This is a genomic window from Mycolicibacterium neoaurum (assembly GCF_036946495.1).
Lineage (GTDB): Bacteria > Actinomycetota > Actinomycetes > Mycobacteriales > Mycobacteriaceae > Mycobacterium > Mycobacterium neoaurum_B.
Genome location: NZ_JAQIIX010000002.1, coordinates 1,305,632 through 1,320,640, shown reverse-complemented (window position 1 = coordinate 1,320,640; position 15,009 = coordinate 1,305,632). Strand labels below are relative to the sequence as shown.

Sequence of the window (15,009 nt, the reverse complement as noted above, 5' to 3'; positions counted from 1 at the left end):
GCCCGTCGTGAGCAGAGCGAACGGTTGGCCGGGATGACTGGTCTACGGCTGTATGACACCCTTGCCGGTGCCGTTCGTGATTTCGAGCCGCTGCGTCCTGGCCACGTCTCGATCTATCTCTGCGGTGCCACGGTTCAGGGGCTGCCCCACATCGGTCACGTGCGCAGCGGTGTGGCATTCGACGTGCTCCGGCGCTGGCTGACCGCCAAGGGTCTCGATGTCGCGTTCATCCGCAATGTCACCGATATCGACGACAAGATCCTCAACAAGGCCGCCGATGCCGGCCGGCCGTGGTGGGAATGGGCGGCGACCTACGAGCGCGCCTTCACCGCGGCCTACGAGGCGCTCGGGGTGCTGCCGCCCTCGGCGGAACCGCGCGCCACCGGACACATCACCCAGATGGTCGAGCTCATCGAACGTCTCATCGACCGGGGCCACGCCTATGTCGGCGATGGCGACGTGTACTTCGATGTCGCGAGCCTGCCCGACTACGGCAAGCTCTCCGGCCACAAGGTCGACGATGTCCACCAGGGTGAGGGCGTCGCCACCGGTAAACGGGATCAGCGTGATTTCACCCTGTGGAAGGGTGCCAAGCCGGGGGAACCGTCGTGGCCGACCCCCTGGGGGCGCGGACGCCCGGGCTGGCACACCGAATGTGTGGCGATGTGCCAGGAGTATCTGGGGGCGCAGTTCGACATCCATGCCGGTGGGATGGATCTGGTGTTCCCGCACCACGAGAACGAGATCGCCCAGGCCGAGGCGGCCGGCGACGGGTTCGCCCGATTCTGGTTGCACAATGGTTGGGTCACCATGGGCGGCGAGAAGATGAGCAAGTCGCTCGGTAACGTGCTCGCGATTCCCGCTGTGCTGCAACGTGTTCGGGCTGCCGAACTGCGCTATTACCTGGGCAGCGCGCATTACCGCTCCATGCTCGAGTTCTCCGAGAACGCGCTGCAGGATGCGGCCAAGGCTTATTCCGGTATCGAGGATTTCCTGCACCGGGTGCGCCACCGCGTCGGCGTGATCGAACCGAGCACCTGGACCGACAAATTCGAAGCGGCACTCGATGACGATCTCTCGGTGCCGATCGCGCTGGCCGAGGTGCACAACGCCCGTGCCGAGGGCAACCGTGCGTTGGACTCCGGCGATCATGAGGGCGCGATGGCCGCCGCCCGGTCGATCCGGTCGATGATGGCGATCCTGGGCTGCGATCCGCTCGACGAACGCTGGGAGACCCGCGACGAGACGTCGGCGGCGCTGGCCGCCGTCGATGTGCTGGTGCATTGGGCGCTCGCCGGGCGTGCCGAGGCTCGCGAGAAACGTGACTGGGCGGCCGCAGACGCCATCCGCGACCGGCTCAAGGAAGCCGGTATCGAGGTCACCGACACCGCAGACGGCCCGCAGTGGTCGCTGCTGGAAGGGGACGGCACCCATGGCGGGTAATTCACAGCGCCGCGGCGCGGTCCGCAAAGAAGGCACCAAGAAGGGCCCGACGGTCGGTTCTGGCGGTGTTCGCAGGCGCGGGCTCGAGGGCAAGGGCGCCACCCCCGCGGCCAAGGACCGGCCCCACCACCCGGCCGGTAAGCGGGCGGCCAAGGCCGCGCGGGCGCAACAGGGGCGCCACCGCAAGACAGACGAGACCGAATACGTCCTCGGGCGTAATCCGGTGGTCGAGTGCCTGCGCGCCGGGGTACCCGCCACCGCGCTGTACGTGATGCTCGGCGTCGATGCCGACGAGCGCATCACCGAATCGGTGCAGCGCGCCGCTGATTCCGGCATCGCCATTCTGGAGGTGCAGAAGCACGATCTGGACCGGATGTCGAGCAACGGGTTGCACCAGGGAATGGCCCTGCAGGTGCCGCCGTACGTGTACACCCATCCCGACGACCTGTTGAAGTCGGCGCAGCGTGACAGCCAGGCAGCCCTGCTGGTGGCGCTGGACAACATCTCCGATCCGCGCAACCTGGGCGCCATCGTCCGGTCGACGGCGGCCTTCGGTGGCCATGGCGTGGTGATCCCGCAGCGTCGGTCGGCCTCGGTGACGGCGGTGGCCTGGCGCACCAGTGCCGGTGCGGCCGCCCGGCTGCCGGTGTCGCGGGCGACCAACCTCAACCGCACCCTCAAGAGCTGGGCCGACACCGGCCTGCAGATCGTCGGGTTGGACGCCGAGGGGGACACCACGCTCGACGAGCTGGATGCTTCGGGCCCGACCGTGGTGGTGGTCGGTTCGGAGGGCAAGGGGCTGTCCAGACTGGTGCGCGAGAACTGTGATGCCATCGTCTCGATCCCGATGGCAGGACCCACCGAATCGCTCAACGCCTCGGTGGCCGCCGGTGTCGTGCTCGCCGAGATCGCGCGCCAGCGGCGCGGTTAGAGCCCGAAGAGCTGGATCCAGCCCCACAGACCCAGCACCGCGGCGATCAGGACCGCGGGTGTGGTCACCAGACCGATGCGGCTGAACTCCCCGAACCCCGCCTTCATATCGCGGCGGACCACGCTGCGCCACAACAGGTTCGCCAATGAGCCGACATAGGTGAGATTGGGTCCGACATTCACCCCGATCAGCACCGCCAGCACCGCTGCCGGTCCGATCGGCGCGGCCAATGGCAGCATCACCAGCACGGCGGGCAGGTTGTTGACGATGTTGGACAGCACCGCGGCCACCGCCGCGATGGCCAGCAGTGCCGGCAATCCCTGGCCGCTCGGCATGATGTGATGCATCGCCGATTCCAGCCCGTTGTGCATCACTGCGGCGACCACGATGCCCAGGCACAGCACGAATGCCAGGAATGGGATGTCCAGCGCCACCAGGATCTTGCGCAACGTGGTGCGGTGGGTGAGAAGCGCCCGCGCGCCGAGGATCACGGCGCCGGCCAGCGCAGCCCACGCGGGCGACAACCCGAGCAGTGAGGTGACCGCGAACCCGGCGAGGGTCAGTCCCACCACGACGATGGCGAAGATCGGCACCTCGAGCGGTTCGTCGGGAGCATCGTGCTGCGCGACCACACCCAGATCCTTGGCGAAAAGCCAACGCAGCAGCACGAACTCGACGGCGATCGCCGCTATCCACGGCAGCGTCATCGCGGCCGCGAAATGCAGGAAGGTCAGGCCCGCGGCGCTGAAGGCCAGCAGATTCGTCAGATTGGAGACCGGCAACAGCAGCGACGCGCTGTTGGCCAGGTGCGCGGTGGCGTACGCGTGCGGACGCGCGGGCACCGTGAGCGCCCGCGCGGTGGCCAGGACCACCGGTGTCAGCAGCACCACGGTGGCGTCCAGGCTCAGTACCGCGGTCACCAGCGCCGATATTCCGAAAACCGATGCCAGCAGCCGGTTCTGACCACCCGCGGTCGCCCGGGCCATCATCACCCCCGCGGCGTGGAACAGCCCGACGTCATCGCAGAGCCGGGCCAGCACCAGTACCGCGGCCAGGAACCCGACCACCGGCGCCAGTTCGGTCACCTCCTCGGTCGCCGCGGCCCAGGACACCGCGCCGGTACCGACCACCAGGCCAGCGGCGGCCAGCGCGACGGGCGCCTGCCACCGTGGCGCGAACAGGGCGGCGCCCAGCACCGCGGCCAGCGCGGCGATCGCCAGTGTCAGCGCCATGGGTCCGTCGGCTGCCACAGGGTCGGCAAGTGCAGGTCGACGTTGTCATCGGCGGCCAGCCGCGACAGCACCCGCATCGACACATCGAGGTCGTCGGCGGCGTAGGGCAGGGCGCGCAGCGGACGGTCCAGCGGCCGGAAGAAATCGTCCCAATGGATCAGCACCACGCGGCGGGCGCCGACGGTGCGCACCGTCTCGTTCCAGTAGTCCACCAGATAGCGCTCCGGTTGCAGCCCCAGCTGTCCGACGCCGAGGTACACGACCTCGGCGCGATGTCCGGCCAGCGCACCCGCGACGAAACCCGCGCTACCCACCACCAGCAGGGTGCGCCCGCTGGGCCGGTGGGCGATCAGCGTCGACCAGGCTTCACCGCAGCGGTACGCCGAGGCCCGCACCGGTGGTGTCACCGGGGCGCTGATGGTGCCGGGGAAGCGATCCGGTGGGCAGTGGTCCCCGACGACGAGGGTGATTTCGAACGGTCCGGCCGCCACCGGCTCACCGGGGGTGACGACGACAACCTGTGCCGCGGGCAGCTGATGGCCGATATGGGCGGCCGAGGCGCCACCGATCAGCCGGGCACCGGTGCGTTGGGCCACGACGGACGAATCCATGGCGTGGTCGAAATGGGTGTGCACGGGCAGGACGGCGTCCAGTCGACGCACCCCCAATCGGCCGAGACAGCCGTCGATGCGGGGCTGAGATGGCGCAATCCTCCCGAGCCCCACCCGCAGTAGTGACGGACGGCTGAAGAATCCGTCGGTCAGCACGGCGCCCGCGCCGTCGTCGACCAACAAGGTGGTGACGCCGGCCCAGGTCACGGTCAGCGGTGCATCCGGCGGTGCGGCGGGTAGATCGACGTACCGGTCGTAGGCGTCCAGATCGGGCCTGCCGGCTTTGAGGCGCATGGCCCAAAGCCTAGAGCGCGCCGGTTTACCGGGTTCCGTAGCGGCGGCGGAACTTCTCCACCTGGCCCGCGGTGTCCAGGTGGCGGTTGGTCCCGGTCCAGAACGGGTGCGAATCGGCGGTGACGTCGACCACCACCAGCGGATAGGTGGTGCCCTGGTAGTCGATGGTGCGGTCGCTGGTGATCGTCGAACGGATCAGGAATTGCTTGCCGGTGCCGGCGTCCTGGAACACCACGGGGTGATAGTCGGGATGGATATCGGGTTTCATGCTTCGCCCTTTCGGCTGCGGTGTTCGTCGGTGACCGACACCTCGTCGGTCAGCTCGGTGCATGGGTCGCTATGCCATTCGCCGAACGGATCGGGGTAGGCCGCCCAGGAGGCAGGGTCGGCCATCTCGGCGTCGGTGAGAAGTGCTCGATTCAGCGCGCGAGTGATCACCTCGGGCGGGGCGCCGCACACCAGTGCGGTCAGCGCGATGTGCCGGTCACCGAACTGCTCGTCCCAACCGGGGGCGGCCAGGGCGATCCGCTCGGGGTCGACGTAGGCACGTTCGCTTTCGGACATCGCCGCCAGCCAGCGACCGGCGTCACCGACACCCAGTCCGCCGCCTGCCGATTCGATCCACACCACGGCATCGGGTTGGCTGGCCAACCAGGCGCGGCCGCGCACCCGTATCACCCCGTCGAGCAGATCGTCGATGGCCTGGTGCAGCCGATCTGGGTGAAAAGGCCTGCGCGCATTGAACTCTACGAGCGCAACCTCGCCGGCGGGCTGTAGCGGCGGTTGTCCGGCCAGCAGCGAATCGTGCGGGTCGTCGCCGAAGCCGCGGCGGGCCTGGGGGTCCAGGTTGGCCAGTGCGGTCTCGACGTGGTCCGTGCCCACCGTGATGCGGCTGCGCGGTGCGAGCCTGCGCAATACCGCGCAGGTGGTGCTCTCCGGTTCGGTGAGCACCAGCACGTCGGCGAAGGCGGCCTGACCGACCACGACCTGTGCCACGGTGCGCGAACCGTCGAGGTCGTCGTCGCCGAGCGCCTGTGTCAACCAGTGCGAGCAGTCGACGGTGGTGGTTACCCCTGAGATCACGACGTCGCGACTGGCAGGACCATCGATGTAACCCGGGCCGACAACCACCGGAACCTCGTTGATGGCGGTGCAGATCGGTTCGGGGTCAATCCAATCCATGAGTTCGACGACGATGCGCGCAACGTCCTCGCGGCGGTGTAGCCGGCGCAGCAGGATCAACAGATCGTTGCGGATGGTGCAGGTGACGCAGCCGCCGGCCAACTCGATCGGCCACTGCGAGATGATCCGCCGCTCGCCGCGCATCTCGGTGACGTTCCTGATCACGACGTGGCCGTCGGTGGCGTAACCGACGGCCAGGGTTCCCGGCGTTCGGATCAGCAGATCCACCACGTCGTTTCGCGCGCCTTGCCCGGCAACCAGCAACACCGGCGTCCGCATGTCATCACACCCTTATTGGTAACGATTGTCATTAACTCGGACCGTACGCTACCGTGTCGAGGTCCACTTGTCGAAAATCGTTTTCATTAACGATCGTGCATGAAAAGGTGTCCGATGTCCCAGACCTGCCAGGTCACCGGTCGCGCACCGGGTTTCGGTAACCGGGTGTCGCACTCGAACCGTCGAACCCGTCGCCGCTGGAATCCCAACATCCAGAACAAGACCTACTATCTGCCCTCGGAAGGTCGGCGAATCACGTTGCGGGTCAGTGCCAAAGGCATCAAGGTGATCGACCGCGACGGTATCGAGGCCGTGGTGGGCAGGCTGCGGGCAGCGGGGCAGAAGCTCTGATGGCCAAGAACACCGATATCCGGCCGGTCATCCGGCTGAAGTCCACGGCGGGCACCGGTTACACCTACGTGACCCGCAAGAACCGCCGTAACGATCCCGACCGCATCGTGCTGCGCAAGTACGACCCGGTCATTCGCAAGCATGTCGATTTCCGTGAGGAGCGTTGATGGCCAAGGCATCCAAGATCGTCGCCAACGAACGGCGCAAGCAGACCGTCGCACGGTATGCCGAGCGCCGTGCCGAACTCAAGGAGATCATCCGCAGGCCCGCCAGCACGGCCGAGCAGCGTGCCGCGGCGCAGGCCGCGCTGCAGCGGCTTCCGCGGGATTCCAGTCCGGTGCGGTTGCGTAATCGGGATTCCGTGGACGGCAGGCCCCGCGGACATCTGCGAAAGTTCGGCCTGTCCCGGGTGAAGGTTCGAGAGTTGGCACACCGTGGTGAACTGCCCGGGGTGCGGAAGGCGAGTTGGTGATGGCGGGAAGTCCGGCCAAGAAGCGGCGACCGGCGCCGGTCGAGATCAAGCGGCCTCGGGTGAACAAGTTCAAGGCCCTCGGGATCACCGATGTCGACTACAAGGATGTCGCGGTCTTGCGCACGTTCATCTCCGACCGCGGCAAGATCCGGTCCCGCCGGGTCACCGGCCTGACCCCACAGCAGCAACGCCGCGTTGCCACCGCGATCAAGAACGCACGCGAGATGGCGCTGTTGCCCTACGGGCCCTAGGGTCGCGCCGAAGCGTTAGTGTCCCAGCCGTTCTCGGAAACGAAATCCGACAGCGGCCGACCGTAGGTCCACTGGTCGATCTCCAGCGCCGGCCGATCCGGGAACTCGGGCACCGGCCCCAGGCACAGGATGGCCACCGGCTCGGCCTCGTCGGGCATACCGAGCAGGGTGGCCAGTGTGGCGGGTTCGAATATCGACACCCAGCCCATGCCGAGCCCCTCGGCCCGGGCGGCCAGCCACAGGTTCTGGATGGCACACGACACCGAAGCCAGGTCCATCTGCGGCATGGTGCGACGACCGAAGATGTGCCGGCGCCGTCCCTCGCCGAGGGCGACGACGAGCAGTTCGGCGCAGTCCCGGATGCCCTCGACCTTGAGGGCCAGGAACTCGTCACCACGCGCGCCGAGGGCATCGGCGGTGCGCAGCCGCTCCTGGTCGACCAGTGCGTGCATCGCCTCGCGCAGTGCGACATCGGTGATCCGGATGAACCGCCATGGTTGCATCAAACCGACGCTCGGGGCGGCGTGCGCTGCTTGCAGCAGTCGGGCCAGCACCTCGGGCTCGATGGTGGCGCCTGCGACGAAGCGGCGCATATCTCGACGCTCGGCGATGGCGCGGTAGACGGCCTGGCGTTCCTGCGTGCTGAACGCGTGCTCGGTCACACCGGCAGCCTAGGCGATGGCGGCCCGGCGGTGGCGGGTGGAGAGCAGACCGGCCACCGCAGCACCGAGGCAGGCCGCCGCCACCGCGCCGGCAAACCAGGGGAATACCGAAGCCAGGTTCCAGCGGGTGGCTGCCCACCCGGCGACCAGCGTCGGGACCGCCATCGCGGTGTATGCGAGCAGGTAGAACGCCGACATGGTCTCGCCCCTGCGGTCGGCGGGCACCACATCGGACAGGTGGCGCAACGAGCCGCCGAATCCGAGTCCGAAGGTGGCGCCCAACAGCACGGCGGCGACGAACACCAGTTCCCAGCGGTGTGTCAGCAGCACCGGGATGGTGAGCAACAGTGACACGGCCATGCCGATGTCGCCGATGATGGCCGAGTACTTGGCTGGCAACCGGGTGGCGGCCAGCTGGGCCAACGCGGCGGCGAAGGCGGTGGTGCCCACGACGGCACCGCCGAAGACCAGATTGTCGATGTGGGTCTGCTGGGCGGCCAACGACGGGTAGAGCGAGAGCAGCACGCCCAGCACCGACCAGGACGCCATGGCGCCCAGCGCGGAGAACCAGAAGTCGGATCGGATCTGTTCGGGCACCGCCGGTTTGGCGATCCGGATGGGCCCGCTGGCGCGGGCGGTGTGCGGCTCGCGCAGCGCGATCACACCGACCCCGACGACCAGGCAAACCACTGCGACGACGGCGTACGGGGTGCGTAGCGGATGCGGCGCATACTGCGCCAGCAGTGCCGAACCGAGGATGGCGATCGTCATGCCGATGTTGAACGCCACCCCGCTGAGTTGCCCGGACCGCACGCCGTGATCGGGCTTGAGGTCCAGCAGCGCAGCCGCGCCGGCCACCACGATCGAGCCGACCGCAGCTCCGTGGATGCTGCGCGCCAACAGCAGCATGGCCATGTTGTCGGCCAGGAGGAACACGGCGAGACCGACCAGCAGCGCGATCAGGGCGCCGATCAGCACGGGTTTGCGCCCGACGACATCGGAGATCCGGCCGGACACCAGCACCGCACCGAGCGCGGCGACGGCGTACACCGCGAAGACGATGGTGGTGGCCAGCGGTGACAGGTGCCAGTTCGCCTCGTAGATGCCGTACAGCGGGGCCGGAATCCCCGACACACCGAGCGCTACACCGCTGAGGATCAGCAACAACGGGTACGCCCAGCGCTGCGTCTGAACTGTGTGATCGATGGCGACCATTCGCGCTGACACCTCCGGTCCGACGAGTATGATGGTTATCGAACCCTGTCGAGAGTACGCTCGGTTCGATAGATACCAAACCCGCATCAGGACGGATTTATGCCCGAGCGAACCGCGGAAGTACCCCGGGTGGGGACCGTGCAGCAGGTACTTGGCGCCATCCACGATCCGGTACGCCTGGAAGTGGTCCGACGTTTGTACAACGCGGGCGCCCCGATCCAGTGCGGTGCGCTCTACGAAGGCATCAACAAGTCGACGGCCACCCACCACTTCAAGATTCTGCGTGAGGCCGGTGTCACCGAGCGGCTGGTGATCGACGGCCTCACCTATCAACGCCTGCGCCTCTCCGATGTGGACGCCGCACTGCCCGGCCTACTGGGCAGCGTCGTCAACGGCGCCAACCGCGACGCGTTGGAACACCAGAACGCGTAGCCATCAGAAGCGGTAGCCATCAAAAAGCGTAGGTGTTCGCCGGCTGCGCGATCGCCTCCACCTCGTCGACGCTGAACTCGGGCACCGCGACATGCTGGAACAGATCCTTCACCTCGCCGCGGACCCGAACCCAGGAGCCATCCGGCAGATCAGCCGCGGCACGCGCCGCGGGGCCGGTCAGCGCGGCGCGCGCCAACTGCGCATCGGCGGCACAACACAGGATCACGATGCGACCCAGATAGGTTCGCTCGCCGTCACGCATGGTGAAACCGGTGACGGTGATCTCGCGATCACGCAGGGTCTCCGTGGAGTCCTGGGCGATTCGGATCAACAGGGCGGGCAGGGACAGCTCGGGCGCGTCGCCTGCCGGGAGCGGCGGGAATGGCCGTCGCGGGGTCGTCTGAGAGGTATCGGATACCGCTGGGCGAGCCGACTGAGGGCTCAGTGCCGGGGGAACCACGAAGGCCAGCAGTGCAATCGGGATGATCAGCAGCCATCCGATACCGGAGCGGTGCGCGTGATCGGCGTGCCGGCGGGGGCCGCGGCGAATATCACCGACGATGGCTGCCAGCGCCAAAGCGATCAGCACCACGGCGGTGATCCACAACCACGGCAGCAGCGTGGGTTTCACGTACCGCATGTAGGAGCCGGTGGCCGCGATGATCGCGGTACTCAGGCCGACGAGCAGCAGCAGCGTGTTCTCGGTCTCGCGGCTCATCGGTTACCCAGCAGCAGTAGGCCGACGCCCGTGCCGGCTAGCACGGCCACCACGAAGGTGAGCGGCGCGAAGCGAATGGCGAACGCCCGCCCGAACATTCCGGCCTGCATGGCGAACAGCTTGATGTCGACGGCCGGCCCCACCACGAGAAAGACCAGCCGCGGCAGCAGCGGGAGCATCGACAGACTGGCGGCCACGAACGCATCGGCCTCCGAACACAGGGACAACACCACGGCCAAGATGGCCATCACCAGGATGCTCAGTACGAGCTGTCCGGCCAGGTGTTCGTAGACCCACGCCGGCACCACCACGTGCAACAACGCCGCCGCGGCGGCGCCGAGCACCAGAAACGATGCCGCCTGCAGGAAGTCGTGCCGGGCGGCCTCGGTGAACACCGTCCAGCGGGAATCGTCTTCGGACGCGGATGCGGAGGCGGGCAACGCCCTGGTGATCCACCCAGGCTTACCCAAGCGAATCCACAGCAATCCCATCACCACCGCGGTGAGCAGCGATGCCACGCATCGCGCCAGCACAAGCAGCGGCTCGCCGGGAAACGCAACGGCCGTGGCCACCAGGACCACCGGGTTGATGGCGGGCGCGGCCAGCATGAACGTCAGGGCGGCGGCGCCGACGGTCCCGTCGCCGAACAGGCGACGGGCGATGGGAACCGATCCGCATTCACAGCCGGGCAACGCCGCGGCACCCACACCAGCGGTCAGAATCGCCACGCCCGGTCTGCGGGGCAGCAGGCGCGCCAGCTTGTGCGGTGTCACCGTGGCGGCGATCACCCCGCTGACCAACACTCCCAATGCCAGAAACGGCAAGGCCTGCACGAAGATTCCGCAGAACACAGTGGCCGCGGTCGCGACCGCGGGATGGCCGGCCACGGCGTCGCGCGCCGTCGTCCCGACCAGTGCCAGGCCGAGGATGACCACCACCAGGATCGGCATCGAGCCGATCCGGCGCCCGGCCGGGGTACCCACCGTCACGGTCGGCCATTCTGCCAGCACAACTTGGACGCCGGCCGCAGTCGAATTGCGGTTAAGATCGTCGAATGGTCTTCTCTGCGTTTCTGGTCAAGGCGGCTTCCACGGTGGTGACGGGCGCCGTCGGCGTTGCCGCTTACGAGGGCGTGAAAAAAGCGGTTGCCAAGGCGCCGATCCGGGAGGCCTCCGTCACGGCAACCACCTGGGCGCTGCGCGGGGTGCGCAAGGCCGAGGAGGGTGCCGAGTCCGCGCGTCTGACGGTCTCCGATGTGGTGGCAGAGGCTCGCGAACGCATCGGTGAGGAGGTGCCGCCGCCGGCGGTCTCCGACCACCAGCACGATCACGAACACTGATCGCGAGCTGCTGACCGATATGGCGGCTTTGACCGTCGTCTCCGATGCCGCCGGACGAATCCGGTTGCGCGCAGACTGGTTTCGCGGTGACACCCGACGTGCGGTGGCCATCGAGGACGCGGTGGAGCAGGTGCCCGGTGTCCGGGCCGTGCATGCCTACCCGCGGACGGCGTCGATCGTCGTCTGGTACTCCCCGAAGCGGTGTGACAAGGCGTCCGTATTCGCCGCCATCGACGCCGCCAGCGCGGCCGCAACGGATCTGCTACCCGCCCGGTTGCCTCGCTCGGCCGATGTCACCAATGCCGATGTGCTGCGCATGACGGTCGGCGGTGTCGCGCTCGTGCTGCTCGGGGTACGGCGCTACGTTTTCGCCCGCCCGCCGCTGCTCGGCCCGACAAGCAGGCTGGCGGCCACCGGTGTCACCATCTTCACCGGCTACCCGTTCCTGCGCGGTGCGCTGCGGACGCTGCGCGGTGGACGCACCGCGGGCACCGACGTATTGGTCAGTGCGGCAACGTTGGCAAGTCTGGTGCTGCGGGAGAACGTCGTCGCCCTCACCGTGCTGTGGCTGTTGAACATCGGTGAGTACCTGCAGGACCTGACCCTGCGCCGAACCCGGCGCGCGATCGCCAACCTGCTGCAGGGCAACCAGGACACCGCATGGGTGCGCTTGGACGACGGTACCGAGGTCGAGATCGCCACCGCCGAGCTGCGGATCGGCGACGAGGTCGTGATCCACGACCAGGTGGCGCTGCCGATCGACGGAGTGGTGGTCGACGGGGAGGCCATCATCGACCAGTCGGCGATCACGGGGGAGAACCTTCCGGTGGCGGTCACCGCCCCGGCGCGTGTCTTCGCCGGATCGGTGGTGGTCCGCGGACGGCTGGTGGTCCGCGCCGAGGCGGTGGGCAACGAGACCACCATCGGGCGCATCATCGCCAGGGTCGAGGAGGCCCACCAGCACCGCGCCCCGATCCAGACCGTCGGGGAGAGCTTCTCGCGCCGTTTCGTGCCGGCATCCTTCCTGTTGTCCGCGCTCACCCTGGTGGTGACCAGAGATGTGCGTCGGGCCATGACGATGCTGCTGGTGGCCTGTCCGTGTGCGGTGGGATTGTCGACCCCGACGGCGATCAGCGCGGCCATCGGCAACGGCGCACGGCGCGGGATCCTGATCAAGGGCGGTTCGCACCTGGAGGAGGCCGGCCGGGTCGACGCGGTGGTGTTCGACAAGACCGGGACGTTGACGGTTGGCCGTCCGGTGGTCACCAACCTCGTTGCCTTCCATCAGGATTGGCAGCCCGAACAGGTGCTGGCCTACGCGGCGAGCTCCGAGATCCACTCCAGGCATCCGCTGGCCGAGGCGGTCATCCGGTCCACCCAGGAGCGGCATATCGAGATCCCTCCGCACGAAGAGTGTGAGGTGCTCGTCGGGCTGGGCATGCGGACCATCGCCGACGGTCGCACACTGCTGCTCGGCAGCCCGTCGCTGTTGCGCCGCGAACAGGTCGAGGTGAGCGCCAAGGCCGCCGAGTGGGTGGACACCTTGCGTAAGCAGTCCGAGACACCGCTGCTGCTGGCCGTCGACGGGCAGTTGGTCGGTTTGATCAGTCTGCGCGACGAGATCCGCCCGGAGTCGGCCGCGGTGCTGCAGCAGTTGCGCGCCAACGGTGTCAGCCGCATCGTCATGTTGACCGGTGACCATCCCGACACCGCCGCCGTGGTGGCCGCGGAGCTGGGCATCGACGAGTGGCAGGCCGAGGTGCTGCCCGAGGACAAGCTCGCCGTCGTGCGCCGGTTGCGCGACGAGGGTTACACGGTGGCCATGGTCGGCGACGGCGTCAACGACGCTCCGGCGTTGGCCGAGGCCGATATCGGCATCGCGATGGGTCTCGGCGGCACCGATGTGGCGGTCGAGACCGCCGACGTGGCGCTGGCCAGCGACGATCTGAACCGGCTGCTCGACGTGCGCAGCCTCGGGGGCCGCGCCGTGGACGTCATCCGGCAGAACTACGCGATGTCGATTGCGGTCAACGCCATCGGTCTGCTGATCGGCGCCGGTGGCGCGCTGTCGCCGGTGCTGGCCGCTGTTCTGCACAATGCCTCGTCGGTTGCTGTGGTGGCCAACAGCTCTCGGCTGATTCGTTACGAGTTGGAACGCGAGTCGGCTAGCTGAACGGTGCCGGCCGGACGCCGGCGTCGACAAGGCGGTCCCGTACCGCGGTGGCGATGTACACCGCGCCGGGTGAATCACCGTGTACACATACCGATTCCGCGGTGACAGCGATATCGGTACCGTCGACCGCGGTCACCGTCCCCGCAACGACCATGGTGTGCACCCGCTCGGCGATCGCGGCGGCATCGTGTAGCACGGCACCCGGTTCCCGCCGGGATAGCAACCGGCCGTCGGGCTGATAGGCACGGTCGGCGAAGGCCTCGGCCACGGTGCGCAGACCCAGCTGCCCGGCGGCGTCGAAGAACACCGAGCCCGCCAGTCCGAGCACCGGCAGCTCAGGGTTCACCGCATGGACGGCCTGTGCGACCGCATCTGCCTGCGCTTCGTGGTGGACGATCGAGTTGTACAACGCCCCATGGGGTTTGACATAGGACACCGAACTCCCCGCTGCGGCAGCCAGTGCGGACAACGCACCGATCTGATAGATGATCTCGGCCGTCAGCTCGCCCGGATCGACATCGATGAACCGGCGCCCGAACCCGGCCAGGTCTCGGTAACCGACCTGGGCGCCGATACGGACTCCGCGATCGGCGGCGGCCCGGCAGACCTTCAGCAGGCCGGCCGGGTCGCCGGCGTGGAAGCCGCACGCCACATTGGCCGAGGTGACGATGTCGAGCATGGCGTCGTCATCGCCGAGCGTCCATACCCCGAATCCCTCACCGAGGTCGGCGTTGAGATCGACATGTGCCACGGTCACGGCCCTCAGCCTAATGTGCGCCGATGCTCGTCGAGATCGATGCGATGATGCGCCGCCGCGATCACCACCGGGTCGTGGGATGCCGCGATGATCGTCGAGCCCGCCGCGGCCAGCTCGGTGAGGTGCCCGACCACCGCGGTGGCCGAGTCCGCGTCGAGCCCGGTGGTCGGTTCGTCGAGCAACACCAGGGGAGCCTGCTGTGCGAAGGCCTGGGCGAGCAGGACGCGCTGGCGCTGGCCGCCGGACAACTCGCCCAGCGTGCGGTTGCGCAGGTCGGCGAGGCCGAGCTCGGTCAGGCAATGCTCGACGATCGCCCGGTCGGGGGGGCGAGGACGGCGCAGCAGCCCGAGTCGGCGCCAGCGGCCCATCATCACGGCTTCGGCCGCCGTGAGGGGGAACGAATCGGTGACCGCGCTGCGTTGGACCGCGAACGCGATATCGGCCGCAGTGACGTCCACCGTGCCGCTGTCCGGGGCGTGTATACCGGCGAGCAACGCGAGCAGCGTCGATTTCCCGGACCCGTTGGAACCGACGATCACGGTGACCTTTGCCGGCGGGATGGACAACGTGAGATCGCGGAAAACCGTTGTGCCCGAGTAACTGAAACCCATCGCGGACACGGTGATAGGAGAGCTGACCGGACCCGTCTTATTGAAAATGATAGTCA

The 15,009-nt window shown here is 68.0% G+C and carries 19 protein-coding genes; 9 read left to right on the top strand and 10 right to left on the bottom strand.

The window, feature by feature from the left end:
• Positions 1-33: 33 nt before the first annotated feature.
• Together cysS and rlmB are read left to right on the top strand one after the other, a co-directional pair.
• Complete coding sequence (gene cysS / locus PGN27_RS11740) at positions 34-1,443, top strand: cysteine--tRNA ligase (protein WP_335326275.1); 1,410 nt, start codon at positions 34-36, stop codon at positions 1,441-1,443.
• A complete protein-coding gene (rlmB, locus tag PGN27_RS11735) occupies positions 1,433-2,374 on the top strand; it encodes a 23S rRNA (guanosine(2251)-2'-O)-methyltransferase RlmB (RefSeq protein WP_335326274.1) in 942 nt (313 codons plus the stop codon). Before cysS ends, rlmB begins: the two co-directional genes overlap by 11 nt.
• Here rlmB and PGN27_RS11730 read toward each other — a convergent pair.
• The 4 genes from PGN27_RS11730 to mrf are packed head-to-tail and all read right to left on the bottom strand — an operon-like array spanning position 2,371 to position 5,972.
• Entirely contained in the window at positions 2,371-3,606 is a 1,236-nt protein-coding gene (locus tag PGN27_RS11730) for an SLC13 family permease (protein WP_335326273.1), read from the bottom strand. The genes rlmB and PGN27_RS11730 overlap by 4 nt on opposite strands.
• The gene (locus tag PGN27_RS11725) at positions 3,597-4,511 is read right to left on the bottom strand and encodes an MBL fold metallo-hydrolase (RefSeq protein WP_335326272.1); all 915 of its coding nucleotides are present in this window, start codon (positions 4,509-4,511) and stop codon (positions 3,597-3,599) included. Before PGN27_RS11725 ends, PGN27_RS11730 begins: the two co-directional genes overlap by 10 nt.
• Positions 4,512-4,536: 25 nt before the next feature.
• Positions 4,537-4,779, bottom strand: a complete 243-nt coding sequence (locus tag PGN27_RS11720; RefSeq protein ID WP_335326271.1) for a type B 50S ribosomal protein L31 — start codon at positions 4,777-4,779, stop codon at positions 4,537-4,539.
• Entirely contained in the window at positions 4,776-5,972 is a 1,197-nt protein-coding gene (mrf, locus tag PGN27_RS11715) for a ribosome hibernation factor-recruiting GTPase MRF (protein WP_335326270.1), read from the bottom strand. The genes PGN27_RS11720 and mrf overlap by 4 nt, the downstream gene beginning before the upstream one ends.
• A gap of 114 nt (positions 5,973-6,086) precedes the next feature.
• Between mrf and rpmB the strand changes: the two genes are divergently transcribed.
• The 4 genes from rpmB to rpsR are packed head-to-tail and all read left to right on the top strand — an operon-like array spanning position 6,087 to position 7,046.
• Entirely contained in the window at positions 6,087-6,323 is a 237-nt protein-coding gene (rpmB, locus tag PGN27_RS11710; RefSeq protein ID WP_019512585.1) for a 50S ribosomal protein L28, read from the top strand.
• On the top strand, positions 6,323-6,490 hold the full coding sequence (rpmG, locus tag PGN27_RS11705; RefSeq protein WP_418888587.1) for a 50S ribosomal protein L33: 168 nt from the start codon (positions 6,323-6,325) through the stop codon (positions 6,488-6,490). Before rpmB ends, rpmG begins: the two co-directional genes overlap by 1 nt.
• Positions 6,490-6,795, top strand: a complete 306-nt coding sequence (gene rpsN / locus PGN27_RS11700) for a 30S ribosomal protein S14 (RefSeq protein ID WP_335326269.1) — start codon at positions 6,490-6,492, stop codon at positions 6,793-6,795. The genes rpmG and rpsN overlap by 1 nt, the downstream gene beginning before the upstream one ends.
• Positions 6,795-7,046 (top strand): 30S ribosomal protein S18, encoded by a 252-nt coding sequence (gene rpsR / locus PGN27_RS11695; protein ID WP_335326268.1) that lies wholly within the window; start codon positions 6,795-6,797, stop codon positions 7,044-7,046. Before rpsN ends, rpsR begins: the two co-directional genes overlap by 1 nt.
• Here the strand turns inward: rpsR and bluB are convergent.
• Both bluB and PGN27_RS11685 read right to left on the bottom strand, forming a co-directional pair.
• Complete coding sequence (gene bluB / locus PGN27_RS11690; RefSeq protein ID WP_335326267.1) at positions 7,043-7,708, bottom strand: 5,6-dimethylbenzimidazole synthase; 666 nt, start codon at positions 7,706-7,708, stop codon at positions 7,043-7,045. The two genes, rpsR and bluB, sit on opposite strands and share 4 nt — an antisense overlap.
• Before the next feature lie 9 nt (positions 7,709-7,717).
• On the bottom strand, positions 7,718-8,923 hold the full coding sequence (locus tag PGN27_RS11685) for an MFS transporter (RefSeq protein ID WP_335326266.1): 1,206 nt from the start codon (positions 8,921-8,923) through the stop codon (positions 7,718-7,720).
• A 99-nt stretch (positions 8,924-9,022) separates the two neighbouring features.
• On the opposite strand from PGN27_RS11685, the gene PGN27_RS11680 reads away from it, so the two are divergent.
• Entirely contained in the window at positions 9,023-9,355 is a 333-nt protein-coding gene (locus tag PGN27_RS11680; RefSeq protein ID WP_335326265.1) for an ArsR/SmtB family transcription factor, read from the top strand.
• Between the two features lie 19 nt (positions 9,356-9,374).
• Here the strand turns inward: PGN27_RS11680 and PGN27_RS11675 are convergent, their stop codons facing one another.
• Complete coding sequence (locus PGN27_RS11675; protein ID WP_335326264.1) at positions 9,375-10,073, bottom strand: TIGR03943 family putative permease subunit; 699 nt, start codon at positions 10,071-10,073, stop codon at positions 9,375-9,377.
• Positions 10,070-11,023, bottom strand: a complete 954-nt coding sequence (locus PGN27_RS11670) for a permease (RefSeq protein WP_335328711.1) — start codon at positions 11,021-11,023, stop codon at positions 10,070-10,072. The genes PGN27_RS11675 and PGN27_RS11670 overlap by 4 nt, the downstream gene beginning before the upstream one ends.
• A gap of 104 nt (positions 11,024-11,127) precedes the next feature.
• Between PGN27_RS11670 and PGN27_RS11665 the strand changes: the two genes are divergently transcribed.
• Positions 11,128-11,412: a DUF1490 family protein gene (locus tag PGN27_RS11665; protein WP_030137073.1), complete on the top strand. Its 285-nt coding sequence runs from the start codon at positions 11,128-11,130 to the stop codon at positions 11,410-11,412.
• 19 nt (positions 11,413-11,431) lie between these two features.
• Positions 11,432-13,585 (top strand): heavy metal translocating P-type ATPase, encoded by a 2,154-nt coding sequence (locus PGN27_RS11660; protein ID WP_335326263.1) that lies wholly within the window; start codon positions 11,432-11,434, stop codon positions 13,583-13,585.
• Here the strand turns inward: PGN27_RS11660 and PGN27_RS11655 are convergent.
• Both PGN27_RS11655 and aztA read right to left on the bottom strand, forming a co-directional pair.
• On the bottom strand, positions 13,578-14,336 hold the full coding sequence (locus PGN27_RS11655) for a LamB/YcsF family protein (protein WP_335328710.1): 759 nt from the start codon (positions 14,334-14,336) through the stop codon (positions 13,578-13,580). The two genes, PGN27_RS11660 and PGN27_RS11655, sit on opposite strands and share 8 nt — an antisense overlap.
• A gap of 11 nt (positions 14,337-14,347) precedes the next feature.
• Positions 14,348-14,953, bottom strand: coding sequence for a zinc ABC transporter ATP-binding protein AztA (gene aztA, locus PGN27_RS11650; protein ID WP_335326262.1), 606 nt, complete (start codon positions 14,951-14,953; stop codon positions 14,348-14,350).
• Positions 14,954-15,009 lie beyond the last annotated feature (56 nt).